General features: G+C 67.2%; 12 protein-coding genes and 1 riboswitch. Of the genes, 7 read left to right on the top strand and 5 right to left on the bottom strand.

Annotated features, from left to right (window positions below; translation table 11 throughout):
* Positions 1-167 precede the first annotated feature (167 nt).
* The 5 genes from WBN46_RS06165 to ilvC all read right to left on the bottom strand — a co-directional run bounded on the left by WBN46_RS06165 (position 168) and on the right by ilvC (position 5,935).
* Entirely contained in the window at positions 168-1,721 is a 1,554-nt protein-coding gene (locus WBN46_RS06165) for a 2-isopropylmalate synthase (protein ID WP_337730733.1), read from the bottom strand.
* Entirely contained in the window at positions 1,718-2,854 is a 1,137-nt protein-coding gene (locus WBN46_RS06160) for a threonine dehydratase (RefSeq protein WP_192200070.1), read from the bottom strand. Before WBN46_RS06160 ends, WBN46_RS06165 begins: the two co-directional genes overlap by 4 nt.
* Positions 2,855-2,926: 72 nt before the next feature.
* A complete protein-coding gene (locus tag WBN46_RS06155; RefSeq protein WP_056879290.1) occupies positions 2,927-3,199 on the bottom strand; it encodes an ACT domain-containing protein in 273 nt (90 codons plus the stop codon).
* The gene (gene ilvG / locus WBN46_RS06150) at positions 3,183-4,931 is read right to left on the bottom strand and encodes an acetolactate synthase 2 catalytic subunit (protein ID WP_337730732.1); all 1,749 of its coding nucleotides are present in this window, start codon (positions 4,929-4,931) and stop codon (positions 3,183-3,185) included. The genes WBN46_RS06155 and ilvG overlap by 17 nt, the downstream gene beginning before the upstream one ends.
* Entirely contained in the window at positions 4,928-5,935 is a 1,008-nt protein-coding gene (ilvC, locus tag WBN46_RS06145) for a ketol-acid reductoisomerase (RefSeq protein WP_337730731.1), read from the bottom strand. The genes ilvG and ilvC overlap by 4 nt, the downstream gene beginning before the upstream one ends.
* 367 nt (positions 5,936-6,302) lie before the next feature.
* On the opposite strand from ilvC, the gene ilvD reads away from it, so the two are divergent.
* The 7 genes from ilvD to WBN46_RS06110 all read left to right on the top strand — a co-directional run bounded on the left by ilvD (position 6,303) and on the right by WBN46_RS06110 (position 14,664).
* Positions 6,303-8,144 (top strand): dihydroxy-acid dehydratase, encoded by a 1,842-nt coding sequence (gene ilvD, locus WBN46_RS06140; RefSeq protein WP_337730894.1) that lies wholly within the window; start codon positions 6,303-6,305, stop codon positions 8,142-8,144.
* Complete coding sequence (locus tag WBN46_RS06135) at positions 8,134-9,000, top strand: PhnD/SsuA/transferrin family substrate-binding protein (RefSeq protein ID WP_337730730.1); 867 nt, start codon at positions 8,134-8,136, stop codon at positions 8,998-9,000. The genes ilvD and WBN46_RS06135 overlap by 11 nt, the downstream gene beginning before the upstream one ends.
* 99 nt (positions 9,001-9,099) lie before the next feature.
* Positions 9,100-10,938: a methyl-accepting chemotaxis protein gene (locus WBN46_RS06130; RefSeq protein WP_337730729.1), complete on the top strand. Its 1,839-nt coding sequence runs from the start codon at positions 9,100-9,102 to the stop codon at positions 10,936-10,938.
* A 31-nt stretch (positions 10,939-10,969) separates the two neighbouring features.
* A riboswitch (TPP riboswitch) is annotated at positions 10,970-11,070 on the top strand.
* 147 nt (positions 11,071-11,217) lie between these two features.
* The gene (gene thiC, locus WBN46_RS06125; protein WP_337730728.1) at positions 11,218-13,104 is read left to right on the top strand and encodes a phosphomethylpyrimidine synthase ThiC; all 1,887 of its coding nucleotides are present in this window, start codon (positions 11,218-11,220) and stop codon (positions 13,102-13,104) included.
* Between the two features lie 93 nt (positions 13,105-13,197).
* Positions 13,198-13,797 carry a DUF4136 domain-containing protein gene (locus WBN46_RS06120; protein ID WP_337730727.1) on the top strand — a complete coding sequence of 200 codons (600 nt, stop codon included), beginning with the start codon at positions 13,198-13,200 and terminating at the stop codon, positions 13,795-13,797.
* Complete coding sequence (locus WBN46_RS06115) at positions 13,794-13,961, top strand: hypothetical protein (protein WP_337730726.1); 168 nt, start codon at positions 13,794-13,796, stop codon at positions 13,959-13,961. The genes WBN46_RS06120 and WBN46_RS06115 overlap by 4 nt, the downstream gene beginning before the upstream one ends.
* Before the next feature lie 10 nt (positions 13,962-13,971).
* On the top strand, positions 13,972-14,664 hold the full coding sequence (locus WBN46_RS06110; protein ID WP_337730725.1) for an ion channel: 693 nt from the start codon (positions 13,972-13,974) through the stop codon (positions 14,662-14,664).
* Positions 14,665-14,844: the final 180 nt, after the last annotated feature.

Genomic DNA, 14,844 nt, shown 5'->3' with positions numbered 1-14,844 from the left:
CCCGTCATGCTTTTCATGGTGTGTCGAACAAGGCGATCCAACCCGTTTTCCGTCGTCATCCCGGCGGAAGCCGGGATCCATGTTGCCGTTGCTGTTGTCCGACTCGCTGAGCAAGAACCAACAGCGCACTGGATTCCGGCATTCGCCGGAATGACGGTGGGAGGTTCCTAGGCGGCCGCTGCTTCCTGCTTCTCGATGCGGCGCTGGCGCAGCAACCGGTTGGCCACGTCCAGCCAGGCCAGCGCGCTGGCTTCGATGATGTCCTTGCTGGTGCCGGTACCCTCGTACTCTTCGCCATTGCAACGCACCGACAGGCTGGCCTCGCCCCGCGCATCGGCACCGATGCCGACGCTGTGCACCTGGTAGCTCTCCAACTGCAGCTGCACACCGGTGGCGGCGGCCAGCGCGCTGAACAGCGCATCGACCGGTCCGTTGCCCTGCGCGGTTTCGGATACGCGGTTGCCATCCGGATCCGACAGTTCGACCAGCGCGTTGGCGCGGCTGCCGACATCGCTGATCGTCATCGAGGCCAACCGGTAGCCGTCGCTGACTGCGGCATCCTGCATCAGCGCCTGCAGGTCGGCATCGCCGACCACACGCTGCTTCTCGCACAGCGCCTTGAACTGTTCGAATACCAGCTTCAGTTCGTCTTCCTCCAGCCAGTAGCCCAGTGCGCGCAGGCGCTGCTCGACGGCGGCGCGGCCGCTGTGGCGGCCCAGCACCATCTGCGACGACGGCCAGCCCACGTCCTGCGGCTGCATGATCTCGTAGGTGCCGCGATGGCGCAGCATGCCGTGCTGGTGGATGCCGGATTCGTGCGCGAACGCGTTGGCGCCGACGATGGCCTTGTTGCGCTGGACCGGCATGCCGACCAGGCGCGACAGCAGCTGCGACGTGGGCACGATGCGCCGCGTGTCGATGCGCGTGTCCAGGTTGTAGAAGGCATTGCGCACCTTCAGCGCCATCACCAGTTCCTCGATCGCACAGTTGCCCGCGCGTTCGCCGATGCCGTTGATCGAGCCTTCCACCTGACGCGCGCCGCCCTCGATGGCGGCCAGCGAGTTGGCCACGGCCAGGCCGAGGTCGTTGTGGCAGTGGGTACTGAAGATCACCCTGTCGGCGCCGGGTACGTTGGCGATCGCGCGCTCGAACATGCCGCGGATCTCTTCCGGCGTGGTGAAGCCCACCGTATCGGGCAGATTGATGGTGGTGGCGCCGGCGGCGATGGCGGCGGCGATGGCCTCGTGCATGAAATCCTCCTCGGTGCGGGTGGCGTCTTCGGCCGAGAATTCGATCTCGTCGACATGGCCGCGGGCGAGGCTGACGTGCTTGCGGATCGATTCCAGCACCTGCTCGCGGGTCATGCGCAGCTTGTGTTCGCGATGCAGGGGGCTGGTGGACAGGAACAGGTGCAGGCGTGGCTTCGCGGAGGCCGAGAGCGTGCGCAGCGAGGTTTCGATGTCGGCGGGCAGGCAGCGCGACAGCACCACCAGCGTGGTCTCGCGCAGTTCACGCGCGATCAGTGCATGCGCTTCGCGGTCGGACTGGGAACTGGCGGGGAAGCCGGTTTCGATGGCATCCACGCCCAGATCGGCGAGGCCGCGGGCCATCACCACCTTCTGCTGCGGCGTCATGCTGCACCCGGGCGACTGTTCGCCGTCACGCAGCGTGGTGTCGAAAATGCGGATCTGCGCGGAGGGGGACGTGATTGGCGTATTCACCAGATGGTTTCCTCGTGTACTTCTGTTTCCAGGGCGGCGGCCGGAATGCGGCGCACGCCGGTTTTGGCGGGGGATTTCGGGGTGGCCGCGCGCGCGGTGGCGCGGCCTTCGGCAAGCGCAGGCTCGCCCTCCACGGTGCGGCGGCGCGGCTTGCGCGGCGGCCGTGGGCGCACGTCGGACAATAACTGGGCCAGCACGGTGGCGTCGATGTTGCCGCCGGACACGACAGCGCACTTGCGCCTGCCCGCTACGCGTCGGCCCGCGGCCAGCGCCAGCGCGCCAGCGCCCTCGGCGATCAGGTTCTCTTCCAGCGCCAACCGCACCAGCGTTTCGCGCAGCTCGGCTTCGCGCACGATGACCACGTCATCCAGCAGCTGCGTGCACAGGCGGCGGGTGATGAAGCCCGGCACCTTCACGCGCACGCCGTCGGCCAGCGACGCGACGGGATCGACGGGCGACACATCGCCCTTCATGGCGCGGATCATCGAATCCACGCCTTCGACCTGGGCACCGACCACGCGGACGCCCTGCGACTTCAGCGCGAGCGCGACGCCTGAGGCCAGCCCACCGCCCCCGATCGGCACGATGACCACGTCCGGTGCGTACGGTGCGATCTCGATGCCCACCGTGCCCTGGCCCGCGATCACGTCGGGATCGTCGAACGCGGACAGGAAGCGGTAGCCGTTCTGCTCGGCCAGGTCACGGGCGAAGGCGAAGGCCTCGTCGTAGCTGTTGCCGTGCTGGCGCACGGTGGCGCCCCAGTGGGCGACGCCGGCGATCTTGGTCGCCGGTGCGCCGTGCGGCATCACCGTGATGGCCTGCACGCCCAGCCGGTACGCGGCCCACGCCAAGCCTTGCGCATGGTTGCCGGCGGAGGCGGCGATCACCGGGCGGTGGTCGCCACGTTCGCGCGCGGCCAGCAGCGCATTCAACGCGCCACGCACCTTGTAGGAACCGGTGCGCTGCAGGTTTTCCAGCTTCAGCATCACGCCAAAGCGCTCGGCGTGATGCAGCGGCGTGGGCGGCAGGTACCGTCGCAGTCGCGCCTGCGCCGCCAGCACGTCGGCCACGGTGACGACGACGTCGCCTACGTCCGGTTCGTTGCTGGCGGAGGCGCGGCCGGCATCAGGCATCGCGGCACGCGAACGGCTGATGTCGAAGAAGACGCCTCCGGACCACGACGTCCGCGTTGGCGGGCGTGGCATTCATGCGGCGCGGTCCTGGTGGCGACGGTCCCTGCTCAGTTCCTGCACGGCACTGAAGGACAGTTCCTCGACATCGTAGATCTTCAGCAGTTGCTGGCGCAGGGTTTCCGGCGCGCGGGTACTGTCGATCACCAGCGCCAGTGCCCAATAGCCTTCGCCGTCGTGGGTGGCGTGTACCGCATGAGGCGGAAAACCACGGCGCTCGATCATGCCCAGGACGCGCAGCAAGGCGCCCTCGGCAGGTTTGAGCTTGAGTTCAAGCCGGTAACGCATTCTTCTTCTCCGGGCCGTCGGCCGTGACGGCAGGCTCGGCGGATTGTTTGGCGGGATTGGCATCCAGCATCGAGCTGTTGGCGTGGTTCGGCGGCACCAGCGGCCAGACATTGGCCTTGATGTCGATGGTGACGTGCAGCAACGCGGGTCCGGGCTGGGCCAGCAGGTCGGCCAGGCCGTCCTCGACTTCGTCGCGCAGGCTGATGTGGCGTGCCGGGATGCCGAACACGCGCGCCAGGGCGGCGAAATCCGGGTTGTCGGACAGGTCGATCTCGCTGTAGCGCTCGGCGAAGAACAGCTCCTGCCATTGCCGCACCATGCCCAATGCACTGTTGTCGATCAGCACGATCTTCACCGGCAGCTTGCAGCGGGCGATGGTCGCCAGCTCCTGCACGTTCATCATGAAGCCGCCGTCGCCGTTGACCAGGATCACGGTGCGGTCGGGACAGGCGAACTGCGCGCCCATCGCCGCCGGCAGGCCGAAGCCCATCGTGCCCAGTGCGCCGCTGGTCAGGTGGTTGCGCGGATGGGTGAACCCGCAATGCTGCGCCACCCACATCTGGTGCTGGCCCACGTCGCACGCGATGATCGCGTCCGCCGGCGCCACTTCGCTCAGCCGCTTCAACAGGCCGGGCGCATAGATGTCGGTGCCCGGCGCGTCGTAGCGGAAGCCGAAACGCTCGCGGTTGCCCGCGCAGCGCTTGCGCCATTCGTCGCAGGTGCTGCGTGCCGCCGTCAGCGTCTTCAGGCTGGTAGCCACGTCGCCGGGAACGGCGATGTCGGCCGTGCGCAGCTTGCCGATCTCGTACTCGTCGGCGTCAACGTGCAGCACGCGGGCGAACGGCGCGAACTCGGCCAGCTTGCCGGTGGCGCGGTCGTCGAAGCGCGCGCCGACCACGATCAGCAGGTCGCACTCCTGCACCGCCATGTTGGCGGCGCGCGTGCCGTGCATGCCCAGCATGCCCAGGTAATGCGGATGGCTGGCGGGCAGGGCGCCCAGGCCGCGCAGGGTCAGCACGGTGGGGATCTTCGTCGCATCGACGAACTGGCGGAATACGTCCGCCGCATCGGCAATGCCGATGCCGCCACCGCCGTAGATGACCGGCTTTTCAGCGCTGGCGATCGCGGCCAGGGCCTCGGCCAGCTTCGCGTCCTCGGGAGCCGGCAGTGGATCGACGCTGGCCGGCACATGGTCGGGCAGGTGCGAGGCATCGGACATCTGCACGTCCTTGGGCAGGTCGATCAGGACCGGACCCGGACGCCCTTCGCGCGCGATGCGGAAGGCTTCGCGCACCATCTCCGGCAGGTCGTCCACGCGCCGGGCGATGAAGCTGTGCTTCACGATCGGCAGCGTCAGTCCGAACACGTCCAGTTCCTGGAACGCATCGGTGCCCATCAGCGTGGTGGCGACCTGGCCGGTCAGGCACACCATTGGTACCGAATCCAGCATCGCATCGGCGATGCCGGTGACCAGGTTGGATGCACCGGGGCCGGAGGTGGCCACGCACACGCCGACCTTGCCGCTGGCACGGGCATACCCGTTCGCGGCCAGCGCCGCGCCCTGTTCGTGACGCACCAGGATGTGCTTGAGCCTGGAATCCACCAGCGCGTCGTAGAACGGCATGATGGTGCCGCCGGGATAGCCGAACAGCGTGTCCACGCCCTCGGCTTCCAGGGCGTGGGCCAGCCAGCGGGCGCCATTGCGTGGGGCAGTGGCCGCGGCGGCGTTCATGCGGCGGCCTGCTCGTCTGTATCGGGTTGCGCGGCGTTGGCCTGCAGCCACACCATCTTCGCGCGCAGTTCCTTGCCGACCTTCTCGATCGGGTGGTCCTTGTCCGCCTGCTGGAACTTCTTGTAGTTCGGCAGGCCCGCGTCGTACTCGGCCTGCCAGTTGCGGGTGAAGGTGCCGTTCTGGATGTCGGTCAGCACGTCCTTCATGCGCGCCTTGACCGAGGCGTCGATGACGCGCGGGCCGCTGACGAAGTCGCCGTACTGCGCGGTCTCGGAGATGAATTCCAGCATGCGGGTGATGCCGCCTTCGTAGAACAGGTCGACGATCAGCTTCAGTTCGTGCAGCACTTCGTAGTAGGCGATTTCCGGCTGGTAGCCGGCTTCCACCAGCGTCTCGAAGCCGGCCTGCACCAGCGAGGAGGCGCCACCGCACAGCACGGCCTGCTCGCCGAACAGGTCGGTCTCGGTCTCTTCCTTGAAGGTGGTCTTGATGATGTTGGCGCGTGCGCCGCCCAGGCCACCGGCGTACGCCAGCGCGAACTGCTCGGCCTTGCCGCTCTTGTCCTGGTGGACGGCGTAGATGCACGGCACGCCACGGCCGATTTCGTACTCGCGGCGCACCAGCGCACCCGGGCCCTTCGGCGCGACCAGTACCACGTCCAGGTCGGCGCGCGGCTCGATCATGCCGAAGTGGACATTCAGGCCGTGCGCGAACAGCAGCACGGCGCCTTGCTTCATGTTCGGCGCGAGCACGTCGGCGTAGAGCTTCTTCTGCACCATGTCCGGGGTCAGCACGGCGACCAGGTCGGCGTCCTTCACCGCGTCGGCCGGCGCCTTCACCACGAAGCCATCGGCCTCCGCCTTCGCTTCGGTCGGGCCGCCCGGGCGCAGGCCGACGACGACGTCGAAGCCGGAGTCGCGCAGGTTCAGCGCGTGTGCGCGGCCCTGACTGCCGTAGCCGACGACGGCGATCTTGGGGTGCGGGAGAGCGTTGGCGGTGGTCATGGAGCTGGATTCCTGGAGGTTGAGGTGAAGGGAAAGGCTCTTAAACAAAAAACCCCGCACTTCTCAGTGCGGGGTTTTGCGAATCTGGCGTTGTTTGTTGCTTACGCGCCGGTCCGTCCCGCAGTTGTGGGCGAGGTAATAAGGACGAGTACGAGGAAGGAGGCCGCAGCGCGTGCGGTCGGGTCGGTCATCGTGGGCGTGTGGCGTTGCAACATGCGGCAAGGGAAACATGCCGCTCCGAAGCGTGTCAAGCAGTTTTCCCGCCTTTGCGACGATCGGATGATTTCAATCGATATGGTTGCAACTGAAACCGTGGAAACGCAGCAGAATCAAGGCTTCCCACGTCATCGCCGCACTGCTGGTTTTCATGCCCGAGTACCGCTCCAAGACCTCCACCCACGGCCGCAACATGGCCGGTGCCCGTGCGCTGTGGCGCGCCACCGGCATGAAGGATGCCGACTTCCACAAGCCCATCGTTGCCGTCGCCAATTCGTTCACCCAGTTCGTCCCGGGCCACGTGCACCTCAAGGACCTCGGCCAGCTGGTGGCGCGCGAGATCGAGCGGGTCGGTGGCGTGGCGAAGGAGTTCGACACCATCGCTGTCGACGACGGCATCGCGATGGGCCACGACGGCATGCTGTATTCATTGCCCAGCCGCGAAGTCATTGCCGACTCGGTCGAGTACATGGTCAACGCGCATTGCGCCGATGCGCTGGTGTGCATCTCCAACTGCGACAAGATCACGCCGGGCATGCTGATGGCGGCGTTGCGGCTCAACATCCCCACCGTATTCGTATCGGGTGGGCCGATGGAAGCCGGCAAGACGAAGCTGGCCGACCACAAGCTGGACCTCGTCGATGCGATGGTGATGGCGGCCGATCCGAACGCGTCCGACGCCCAGGTGGACGCGGTCGAGCGCAGTGCCTGCCCGACCTGCGGCTCGTGCTCCGGCATGTTCACCGCAAACTCGATGAACTGCCTGACCGAGGCGCTGGGCCTGTCGTTGCCGGGCAATGGCACGGTGGTGGCTACGCATGCGGACCGCGAACAGTTGTTCCTGCGCGCAGGGCGCGTGGTGGTCGAACTCTGCCACCGCTGGTACGGTGCGGAAGACCCCAGCGCTTTGCCGCGCGGCATCGCCACCTTCGAAGCGTTCGAGAACGCGATGACGCTGGACATCGCGATGGGCGGCTCCACCAACACCATCCTGCACCTGCTGGCTGCGGCACAGGAAGGGGAGGTGCGGTTCGACATGCGCGACATCGACCGTCTGTCGCGACGCGTGCCGCAGTTGTGCAAGGTGGCGCCGAACACGCAGAAGTACCACATCGAGGACGTGCATCGCGCCGGCGGCATCATGGCGATCCTGGGGGAGCTCGCACGCGGCGGCTTGCTGCATACCGACGTCCCGACCGTGCATACGAAGACGCTCGCCGATGCCATCGCGAAGTGGGATATCACCACCGTCGATGACGATGCGGTGCAGACGTTCTACAAGGCCGGCCCGGCAGGCATTCCCACCCAGGTGGCTTTCAGCCAGGCCACACGCTGGCCTTCGCTCGACACCGACCGGGCGGAGGGCTGCATCCGCAGCGTCGAACACGCGTTCTCGCAGGAAGGCGGGCTGGCCGTGCTCTACGGCAACATCGCGCGCGATGGCTGCGTGGTGAAGACGGCGGGCGTGGATGAATCGATCCATGTCTTCGAAGGCAACGCGCGGGTCTACGAGAGCCAGGACGCAGCGGTGGCCGGCATCCTTGGCGACGAGGTGAAGGCGGGCGACGTGGTGGTGATCCGCTACGAAGGCCCGAAGGGCGGGCCGGGCATGCAGGAAATGCTGTATCCGACCAGCTACCTGAAATCGAAAGGACTGGGCAAGCACTGCGCGTTGCTGACCGACGGCCGTTTTTCCGGTGGCACCTCCGGCCTGTCGATCGGCCATGCGTCGCCGGAAGCGGCGGCCGGCGGCACCATCGGCCTGGTGCGCGACGGCGACCGCATCCGCATCGACATTCCGCAGCGCTCGATCGCGCTGCTCGTCGCGGACGACGAATTGGCGTTGCGGCGCGCGGCGCAGGATGCGCGTGGATGGAAGCCCGCGCTGCCGCGCACGCGCAAGGTGACCACCGCGCTGAAGGCCTATGCCTTGCTGGCGACCAGTGCCGACAAGGGTGCGGTGCGCGACAAGGCGCTGCTGGATGCGTTCTGATACACCGATGGTCCTGCGCTGCCTTCTTGTCCTCTTGCTCGCCTGCTTCGTCCTGCCCGCTACGGCGCAGGACGAAGAGAGGAAACCTTGGGTCGTCGCCACCTATGCGTATCCCCAGCGCGACCGCGTCGCGGCGATCCAGCCCTTGGCCGACTACCTCGCCAAGCGTGGCGGCCATCCGGTACAGGCGAGGCTGTTCCCGTCGCCGACGGCATTGGTCGAAGCCCTGCGCGACGGTCAGGTGGATGTCGCGGTGCCCAACCTGCACGCCTATCTGCAGACGCGCCGCTGGCATCAGCACGTGACCACCCTGCCGGTGCCGCAAGTGCCCTTGGCGCAGGCGGATCGTTACCGCGCGGTGCTGGTTGCGCGCGGCGTGTCTTCACTCGATGCGCTGGAGCGCGACGCGGCCCGTCTGCGGCTGGTCCTGGTCGGGCGCGATTCGGCCTCCGGCGGATTCGTGCCGGTACACCATCTTCGCGCGCTGGGACTGGAGGCGGAGGCGGCGTTCGCATCCTTGCGCTACGCGGGTTCGCATGCGGCAGCCCTGCAGGCCGTGGTTGAAGGCGAGGCGGACGTTGCCGCGCTCGCGGCCGACGTCTACGACGCATCGCCGAAGCAGCAGGCCATCGTGGAACTGTGGCGCTCCGATCCCATCCCGCCGGGACCGCTGCTGTGCCGCCCGGCACCGGGGGTGCCCTGCCAGGCGATCACGGCGTGGCTGCTGGAAGCGCACCTGAGGGATCCGGCCGTGATGGAGTCCCTTCGCGCAGGCTGGCCGGAATTCGGCGATGCGGAGCGCCTGGTGCCTGCCGATATCGCCCGACTGTCGTCGCAGGCGACGCGCATCGATTGACCGGTGCGCGGCGCGGATCGTGCGTGCCTGCCGCCGGACGGCACCCTCAATTCGGCGCCTCCCCTGCCGCTAGAAGGAATGATCAGGGGAGGTGTGTCCATGTCAGTCACAGCGGACGCGGCAACAGCCGGCGTCGATACCCGCCATCGTTTGCCGGACGCCCCCGTCGGCCTGCTGAGGCTGGCGGCCGATGCGCGCGTGCTGGACGCCAACCGCGCGGCGCTGGACCTGCTGGATGTGTCGGCCGAACACCTGCTGGGGCAGGACGGTGCGCATGTGTGGGGCCTGTCACCGGATGCACTGACCGGCGAAGAGGGCGTCTGGCAGGCACCGGGCGGCGACCCGGCGCGACGCGTCCGGTACCAGCGCGACCGCGACGATGATGGCTGGATGCTCTCCCTGCCACACCCCGAAACCGCCACGCTGCTGCGCGAAGCGGCGGGTCTGGCAGCAGAATCTGCTGCGGTGGCGGCATCGCCGGCCTTGCAGCCGCTGGCGCAGCGCCTGTGTGAAGCGCAAGCGGATCGTGCGCTGCTCGAACGCATCGGCCTGTTGCTCGGTGCCTGCGACCTGGACCTGGTTCCCGCCGAGGGACAGGCCGCCGATCCCCTGTTCCGGCAGATCGCAGCGGGTTTCGGCAACCTGGCCGAAGCCATCCGGCAGGCAGTGGCACTGTCGCATCAGGTGGCCGGCGACGTGCCGCACCTCGTGCACGAGAACGAAGACCTGCTGCGGCAATCCCAGTCCCAGGTGTCCGCACTGGAGGAGGTGCTGGTCGCGACGCGCCGCCTGTTGCAGGGGCTGCAGGGTGCCGGCGAGGAACTGCGGGCAGTGGTCAGCATCGCGGCACAGGCCGATGCCAGCGCACGCGAGGGTGTATCCGCCGCGCGCGAGCTGGGCGAAGCGATGCGTGAAGTGGAACGGCGTTCGGCCCGAGCGGGCGATGTCATCGCGGTGATCGACGCGGTCGCGTTCCAGACCAACATCCTGTCGATCAACGCCGGTATCGAAGCCGCGCGCGCGGGCGAAGCCGGGCGCGGCTTCGGCGTGGTCGCCAGCGAAATACGGCGACTCGCCGGACAGGCTTCCGCCGCCGCGCGCGACGTGCGCACCATGCTGGAAGAGAGCGGCCAGGCGTTGGCGGAAAGCGCGCTCTCCGCGCAGGCCACCGAGCAGGTACTGGGCAGCATCGGCGATCTGCTGGGCCGTGCGAGCCGGGCGATGGAGTCCGCAGGCGGCCGGGTGGCCGCCCAGGGCGACGAAATCGCTGCGATCGACCGTGCCGTGGAACAGGTGGTCGACCTGAGCCGCAGCAACCTGGAGCATGCCGGCCAGGTCGCGGCGCGGGGCGCGGCGCTGGCGCAGGGTACGGACACGCTGCACGACTGCGTGGGTCTGTTCCGGCTGCCACCCGATCCGCTGCGCGTGCGACGGCACGCACGCGTGCACGACCTCGCCTGCGCGGGCGCGGCGCGGATCGGAGCGGCGTTCGAGCACGCGCTGTCCACCGGACGGTTGGGGGAAGACGACCTGTTCGCGCGCGACTACATACCGATACCCGGCATCGAGCCGGCCAAGTTCACCACGGCCTTCGACACCCTGTGCGATGAGCTGCTGCCGCCGCTCCAGGAGCCCCTCGCCAGCCGGCATCCATGGATCGTGTTCGCCATCAGCGCCAACCCCGACGGCTACGTGCCTACCCACAACCTGCGTTTCAGCCAGCCCCTCACCGGCGACCGCGAGAAGGACCTGGTGGGCAACCGGACCAAGCGCCTGTTCACCGATCGCGTCGGCCGCAGTGTCGGCGCGCATACCGATCCGTACCGGTTGCAGGTGTATCGCCGCGACACCGGACAGATCATGTTCGATCTATCGGTGCCGATCCACGTTCACGGCCGGCACTGGGGAGGCTTCCGCATCGGCTACACGCTGGGCTGAACACGGCCGCCCGGCCGATGTGGTCTAATTCGCGCCGAAGCGGGGGTATCGCCGGCCTGGCCGGTGATTGAGACAGACCCTTCGAACCTGATCCGGTTGAGACCGGCGTAGGGAAGCTTCGCAGGCTGCGCCGTGTTGCTGTGTCGCCCCTCGCGGGCCCGCAATCCGTCCGTCGCCGCGCCGCCGCTTCGTCCGTGATGCGACCCCTCGCATCCCATTATGCGAATCCCTCGCAAGAGCCCGCACATCCATGTGCGGGGATTCAAAAGGACGATGCCGATGAATGCCATTCCCAAGCCCGCCGCCGATCTGCTGCAGCAGACCGGGCAACTTTCCGAATCCGTGACCCGGCCCATTCCCGGTTCGCGCAAGATCTTCGTGCAGGGTTCGCGGGCCGACCTGCAGGTGCCGATGCGCGAGATCACGCTGACGCAGACGCCGACGCTGTTCGGTGGCGAGGAGAACGCACCGGTCACCGTGTACGACACGTCGGGCCCGTATACCGATCCGGCGGCGACCATCGACCTGGCTGCCGGCCTGCCCGCGCTGCGTGCCAAGTGGATCGAGGAACGCGGGGACACGGAACAGCTGCCGGCGCTCAGCTCGGAATTCGGCCGTTCGCGCGAAACCAATGCCAAGCTCGACAGCGTGCGTTTCCCCGGCCGCATCCTGCCGCGCCGCGCGAAGGCGGGCGCCAACGTCAGCCAGATGCATTACGCCAGGCGCGGCATCATCACGCCGGAGATGGAATACGTCGCCATCCGCGAGAACCAGCGGCTGGATGCGGTGCGCGATGCGATGCTGCTGAAGCAGCATCCCGGCGAATCCTTCGGGGCCAGCATCCAGACGTTCATCACCCCGGAGTTCGTGCGCGACGAGATCGCCCGCGGCCGCGCCATCCTGCCCAACAACATCAACCACCCCGAAAGCGAGCCGATGATCATCGGCCGCAACTTCCTGACCAAGATCAACGCCAACATCGGCAACAGCGCGGTGTCCTCCGGTATCGCCGAGGAAGTGGAGAAGCTGGTCTGGTCGATCCGCTGGGGCGGCGACACGGTGATGGACCTGTCCACCGGCAAGCACATCCACGAGACGCGCGAGTGGATCATCCGCAATTCGCCGGTGCCGATCGGCACCGTGCCGATCTACCAGGCGCTGGAGAAGGTCGATGGCCGTGCCGAAGCGCTGACGTGGGAGATCTTCCGCGACACGTTGATCGAACAGGCCGAGCAGGGCGTGGACTACTTCACCATCCATGCCGGCGTGCTACTGCGCCATGTGCCGCTGACGGCGAAGCGCGTGACCGGCATCGTCTCGCGTGGCGGCTCGATCATGGCCAAGTGGTGTCTGGCACACCACAAGGAAAACTTCCTCTACACGCACTTCGAGGACATCTGCGAAATCATGAAGGCCTACGACGTGGCCTTCTCGCTGGGCGATGGGCTGCGTCCGGGCTGCATCGCCGACGCCAACGACGCCGCGCAGTTCGGTGAACTTGAAGCCCTCGGCGAGCTGACCAAGATCGCGTGGAAGCACGACGTGCAATGCATGATCGAAGGCCCGGGCCACGTGCCCATGCAGCTGATCAAGGAGAACATGGACAAGCAGCTGCGCGAGTGCGGCGAAGCGCCGTTCTACACGCTCGGCCCGCTGACCACGGATATCGCACCCGGCTACGACCACATCACCTCCGCCATCGGCGCGGCGATGATCGGCTGGTTCGGCACGGCGATGCTCTGCTACGTCACGCCGAAGGAGCATCTGGGCCTGCCGAACCGGCAGGACGTGCGCGACGGCATCATGGCGTACAAGATCGCTGCCCATGCTGCGGATCTGGCGAAGGGCCATCCCGGTGCGCAGGTGCGCGACAACGCACTGAGCAAGGCAAGATTCGAGTTCCGCTGGGAGGACCAGTTCCACCTCGGTCTGGATCCAGAGAAGGCGAAGGAATTCCACGATGAGACCCTGCCCAAGGATGCGCACAAGCTGGCGCACTTCTGCAGCATGTGCGGCCCGCACTTCTGTTCCATGAAGATCACCCAGGACGTGCGCGACTACGCGGCCGAACACGGAGTGGAGGAGCGGGCGGCGCTGGAGGCCGGCATGGCGGAGAAGTCGGCGGAGTTCCTGGCGCAGGGCGCGCAGGTGTATCGTCAGGGCTGACCGGTCCGGGTGCCAGGCATCCATCCGGCGTACTCATGCGTAATGTTCACCGGGCGTCCGCCATCCTGGCGGCGTCCCGACAGGAGAACGATCATGGCCCGTTTCGCCCGTAATGCCGGCCGCTGGATGATGGCAGCGTGCGTCCTGCTGCTTGCGGCCTGCGCCACCGGCCCACGCGTCACCAGCGACGTGGACCCGTCCGCGAACTTCGCGCAGTACCGCAGCTTCGCCTTCTATTCGCCGCTGGCGATCGAGGCGCAAGGCTACGCGACCCTGACCAGCGGGCGTATCAAGAATGCGGCGCGGGCGCAGATGGAAGCGCGCGGCTATGTCTACGATGAGACTTCGCCCGACCTGCGGGTGAACCTCAATGCCTACATGCAGGAAAAGACCGATGTCGTGTCGATGCCGGAAGTCGACTACGACTACTACTACAGCTACCGCGCCCGTCGTTATGTATCGGTGCCCTATTGGCGCGACCGCACCGAGGTCTACCAGTACACCGAGGGCACGATGAACGTGGATCTGGTGGACGCGGCGCAGAACCGGCTGGTGTGGACGGGCGTGGCGGTCGGCCGCGTGGGCCGTGCCACGCCGGAAGAGCGGGCCGCGAAGATCGATGCCGCCGTGGCCGACATCTTCCTGCGCTATCCCTACCGCGCGGGCAGCGGCACGCCTGCGGTGTTGCCGTGAAGGGGGAGGGTGCGGGCCTCGCGAAGGCGGGCATAGGTTTCGGCACCGCGCTGGCCATCACCATCTCGTGGAGCGCCAACAAATCGCTGTTGTGGGCCGTGATCCATGGCGTGCTGTCGTGGATCTACGTGGTGTATTACGCCTTGGTGTACCACTTCAAATGAGTTTCGCCGCGTGACGAAGCCCTTGCTCTGGTTGCGCTGGCTGGTGACGGCGCGACGGCATCCCTGCGCCTTCCTGCTGATCGTCCAACTGGCGGGCATCCTGCTGTATCCGGTGATGGAAGACACCCAGGCAGGCCGGGCCCTGTTCGGCGCGTTCGGCATCCTTGTGCTCGCGCTTGCGCTGTGGGTGGTCAACCGCAGCGCGGCGGTGAACTGGATTGCATGGTCGCTCGCGGTGCCCGCCGTGCTGCTGTCGGTGTCGTCGGCCATCTTCGACCAGCCTGCGCTGGGCATCTACGCCCACCTGCTGGAGAGCGGACTGTACTTCTACACGGCGGGCAGCCTGATCGCCTACATGCTGCAGGACCACTCGGTCACCAGCGACGAACTGTTCGCCGCGGGCGCGACGTTCACGCTGCTCGCATGGGCCTTCGCCTTTTCGTTCTCGGTCTGCCAGCAGTGGTATCCGGGCAGCTTCACCGCTGCGGTGGATCCGCAGTCGCCGCGCAGCTGGATGGAGCTGCTGTTCCTGAGTTTCAGCCTGCTGTCGGGCGTAGGCCTGAGCGATGTCGTCCCCATCCAGCCCCAGGCCCGCGCGCTGGTGATGCTGGAGCAGTTCGCGGGCGTGATGTACATCGCCGTGGTGGTATCGCGGCTGATCGGCCTGACGATCCTCAAGCACCCGGTGCGCAAGGAAGGCTGAGCGTTTCAGGCAGGCAAAAAATTCGCGCCCGGGGGCGCGAATACTGGAGCAGGTTGTAATAGGACGTCGGCGAGAGAGAGAGGTTGCCTGTGATGTTCCCGTTCAGGGGGAACACGGCGGTCACTGTAAAATGCACCGCGACGGTGCGCTTTCCCCATGCTGTTCCTGCACTTTGCCGAA

The sequence above is a fragment of the Pseudoxanthomonas sp. CCNWLW251 genome (assembly GCF_037402255.1).
Taxonomy (GTDB): Bacteria; Pseudomonadota; Gammaproteobacteria; order Xanthomonadales; family Xanthomonadaceae; genus Pseudoxanthomonas_A.
The sequence above is the reverse complement of the archived record's forward strand: the minus strand, read 5'-3'. Positions and strand labels throughout refer to the sequence as shown.

Coding starts and splice junctions, on each gene's coding strand:
- ilvG (WP_337730732.1), bottom strand. CDS start 4,931: ATGAACGCCGCCGCGGCCACTGCCCCACGCAATGGCGCCCGCTGGCTG.
- WBN46_RS06155 (WP_056879290.1), bottom strand. CDS start 3,199: ATGCGTTACCGGCTTGAACTCAAGCTCAAACCTGCCGAGGGCGCCTTG.
- WBN46_RS06160 (WP_192200070.1), bottom strand. CDS start 2,854: ATGCCTGATGCCGGCCGCGCCTCCGCCAGCAACGAACCGGACGTAGGC.
- WBN46_RS06130 (WP_337730729.1), top strand. CDS start 9,100: ATGTCAGTCACAGCGGACGCGGCAACAGCCGGCGTCGATACCCGCCAT.
- WBN46_RS06120 (WP_337730727.1), top strand. CDS start 13,198: ATGGCCCGTTTCGCCCGTAATGCCGGCCGCTGGATGATGGCAGCGTGC.
- thiC (WP_337730728.1), top strand. CDS start 11,218: ATGAATGCCATTCCCAAGCCCGCCGCCGATCTGCTGCAGCAGACCGGG.
- ilvC (WP_337730731.1), bottom strand. CDS start 5,935: ATGACCACCGCCAACGCTCTCCCGCACCCCAAGATCGCCGTCGTCGGC.
- WBN46_RS06135 (WP_337730730.1), top strand. CDS start 8,134: ATGCGTTCTGATACACCGATGGTCCTGCGCTGCCTTCTTGTCCTCTTG.
- ilvD (WP_337730894.1), top strand. CDS start 6,303: ATGCCCGAGTACCGCTCCAAGACCTCCACCCACGGCCGCAACATGGCC.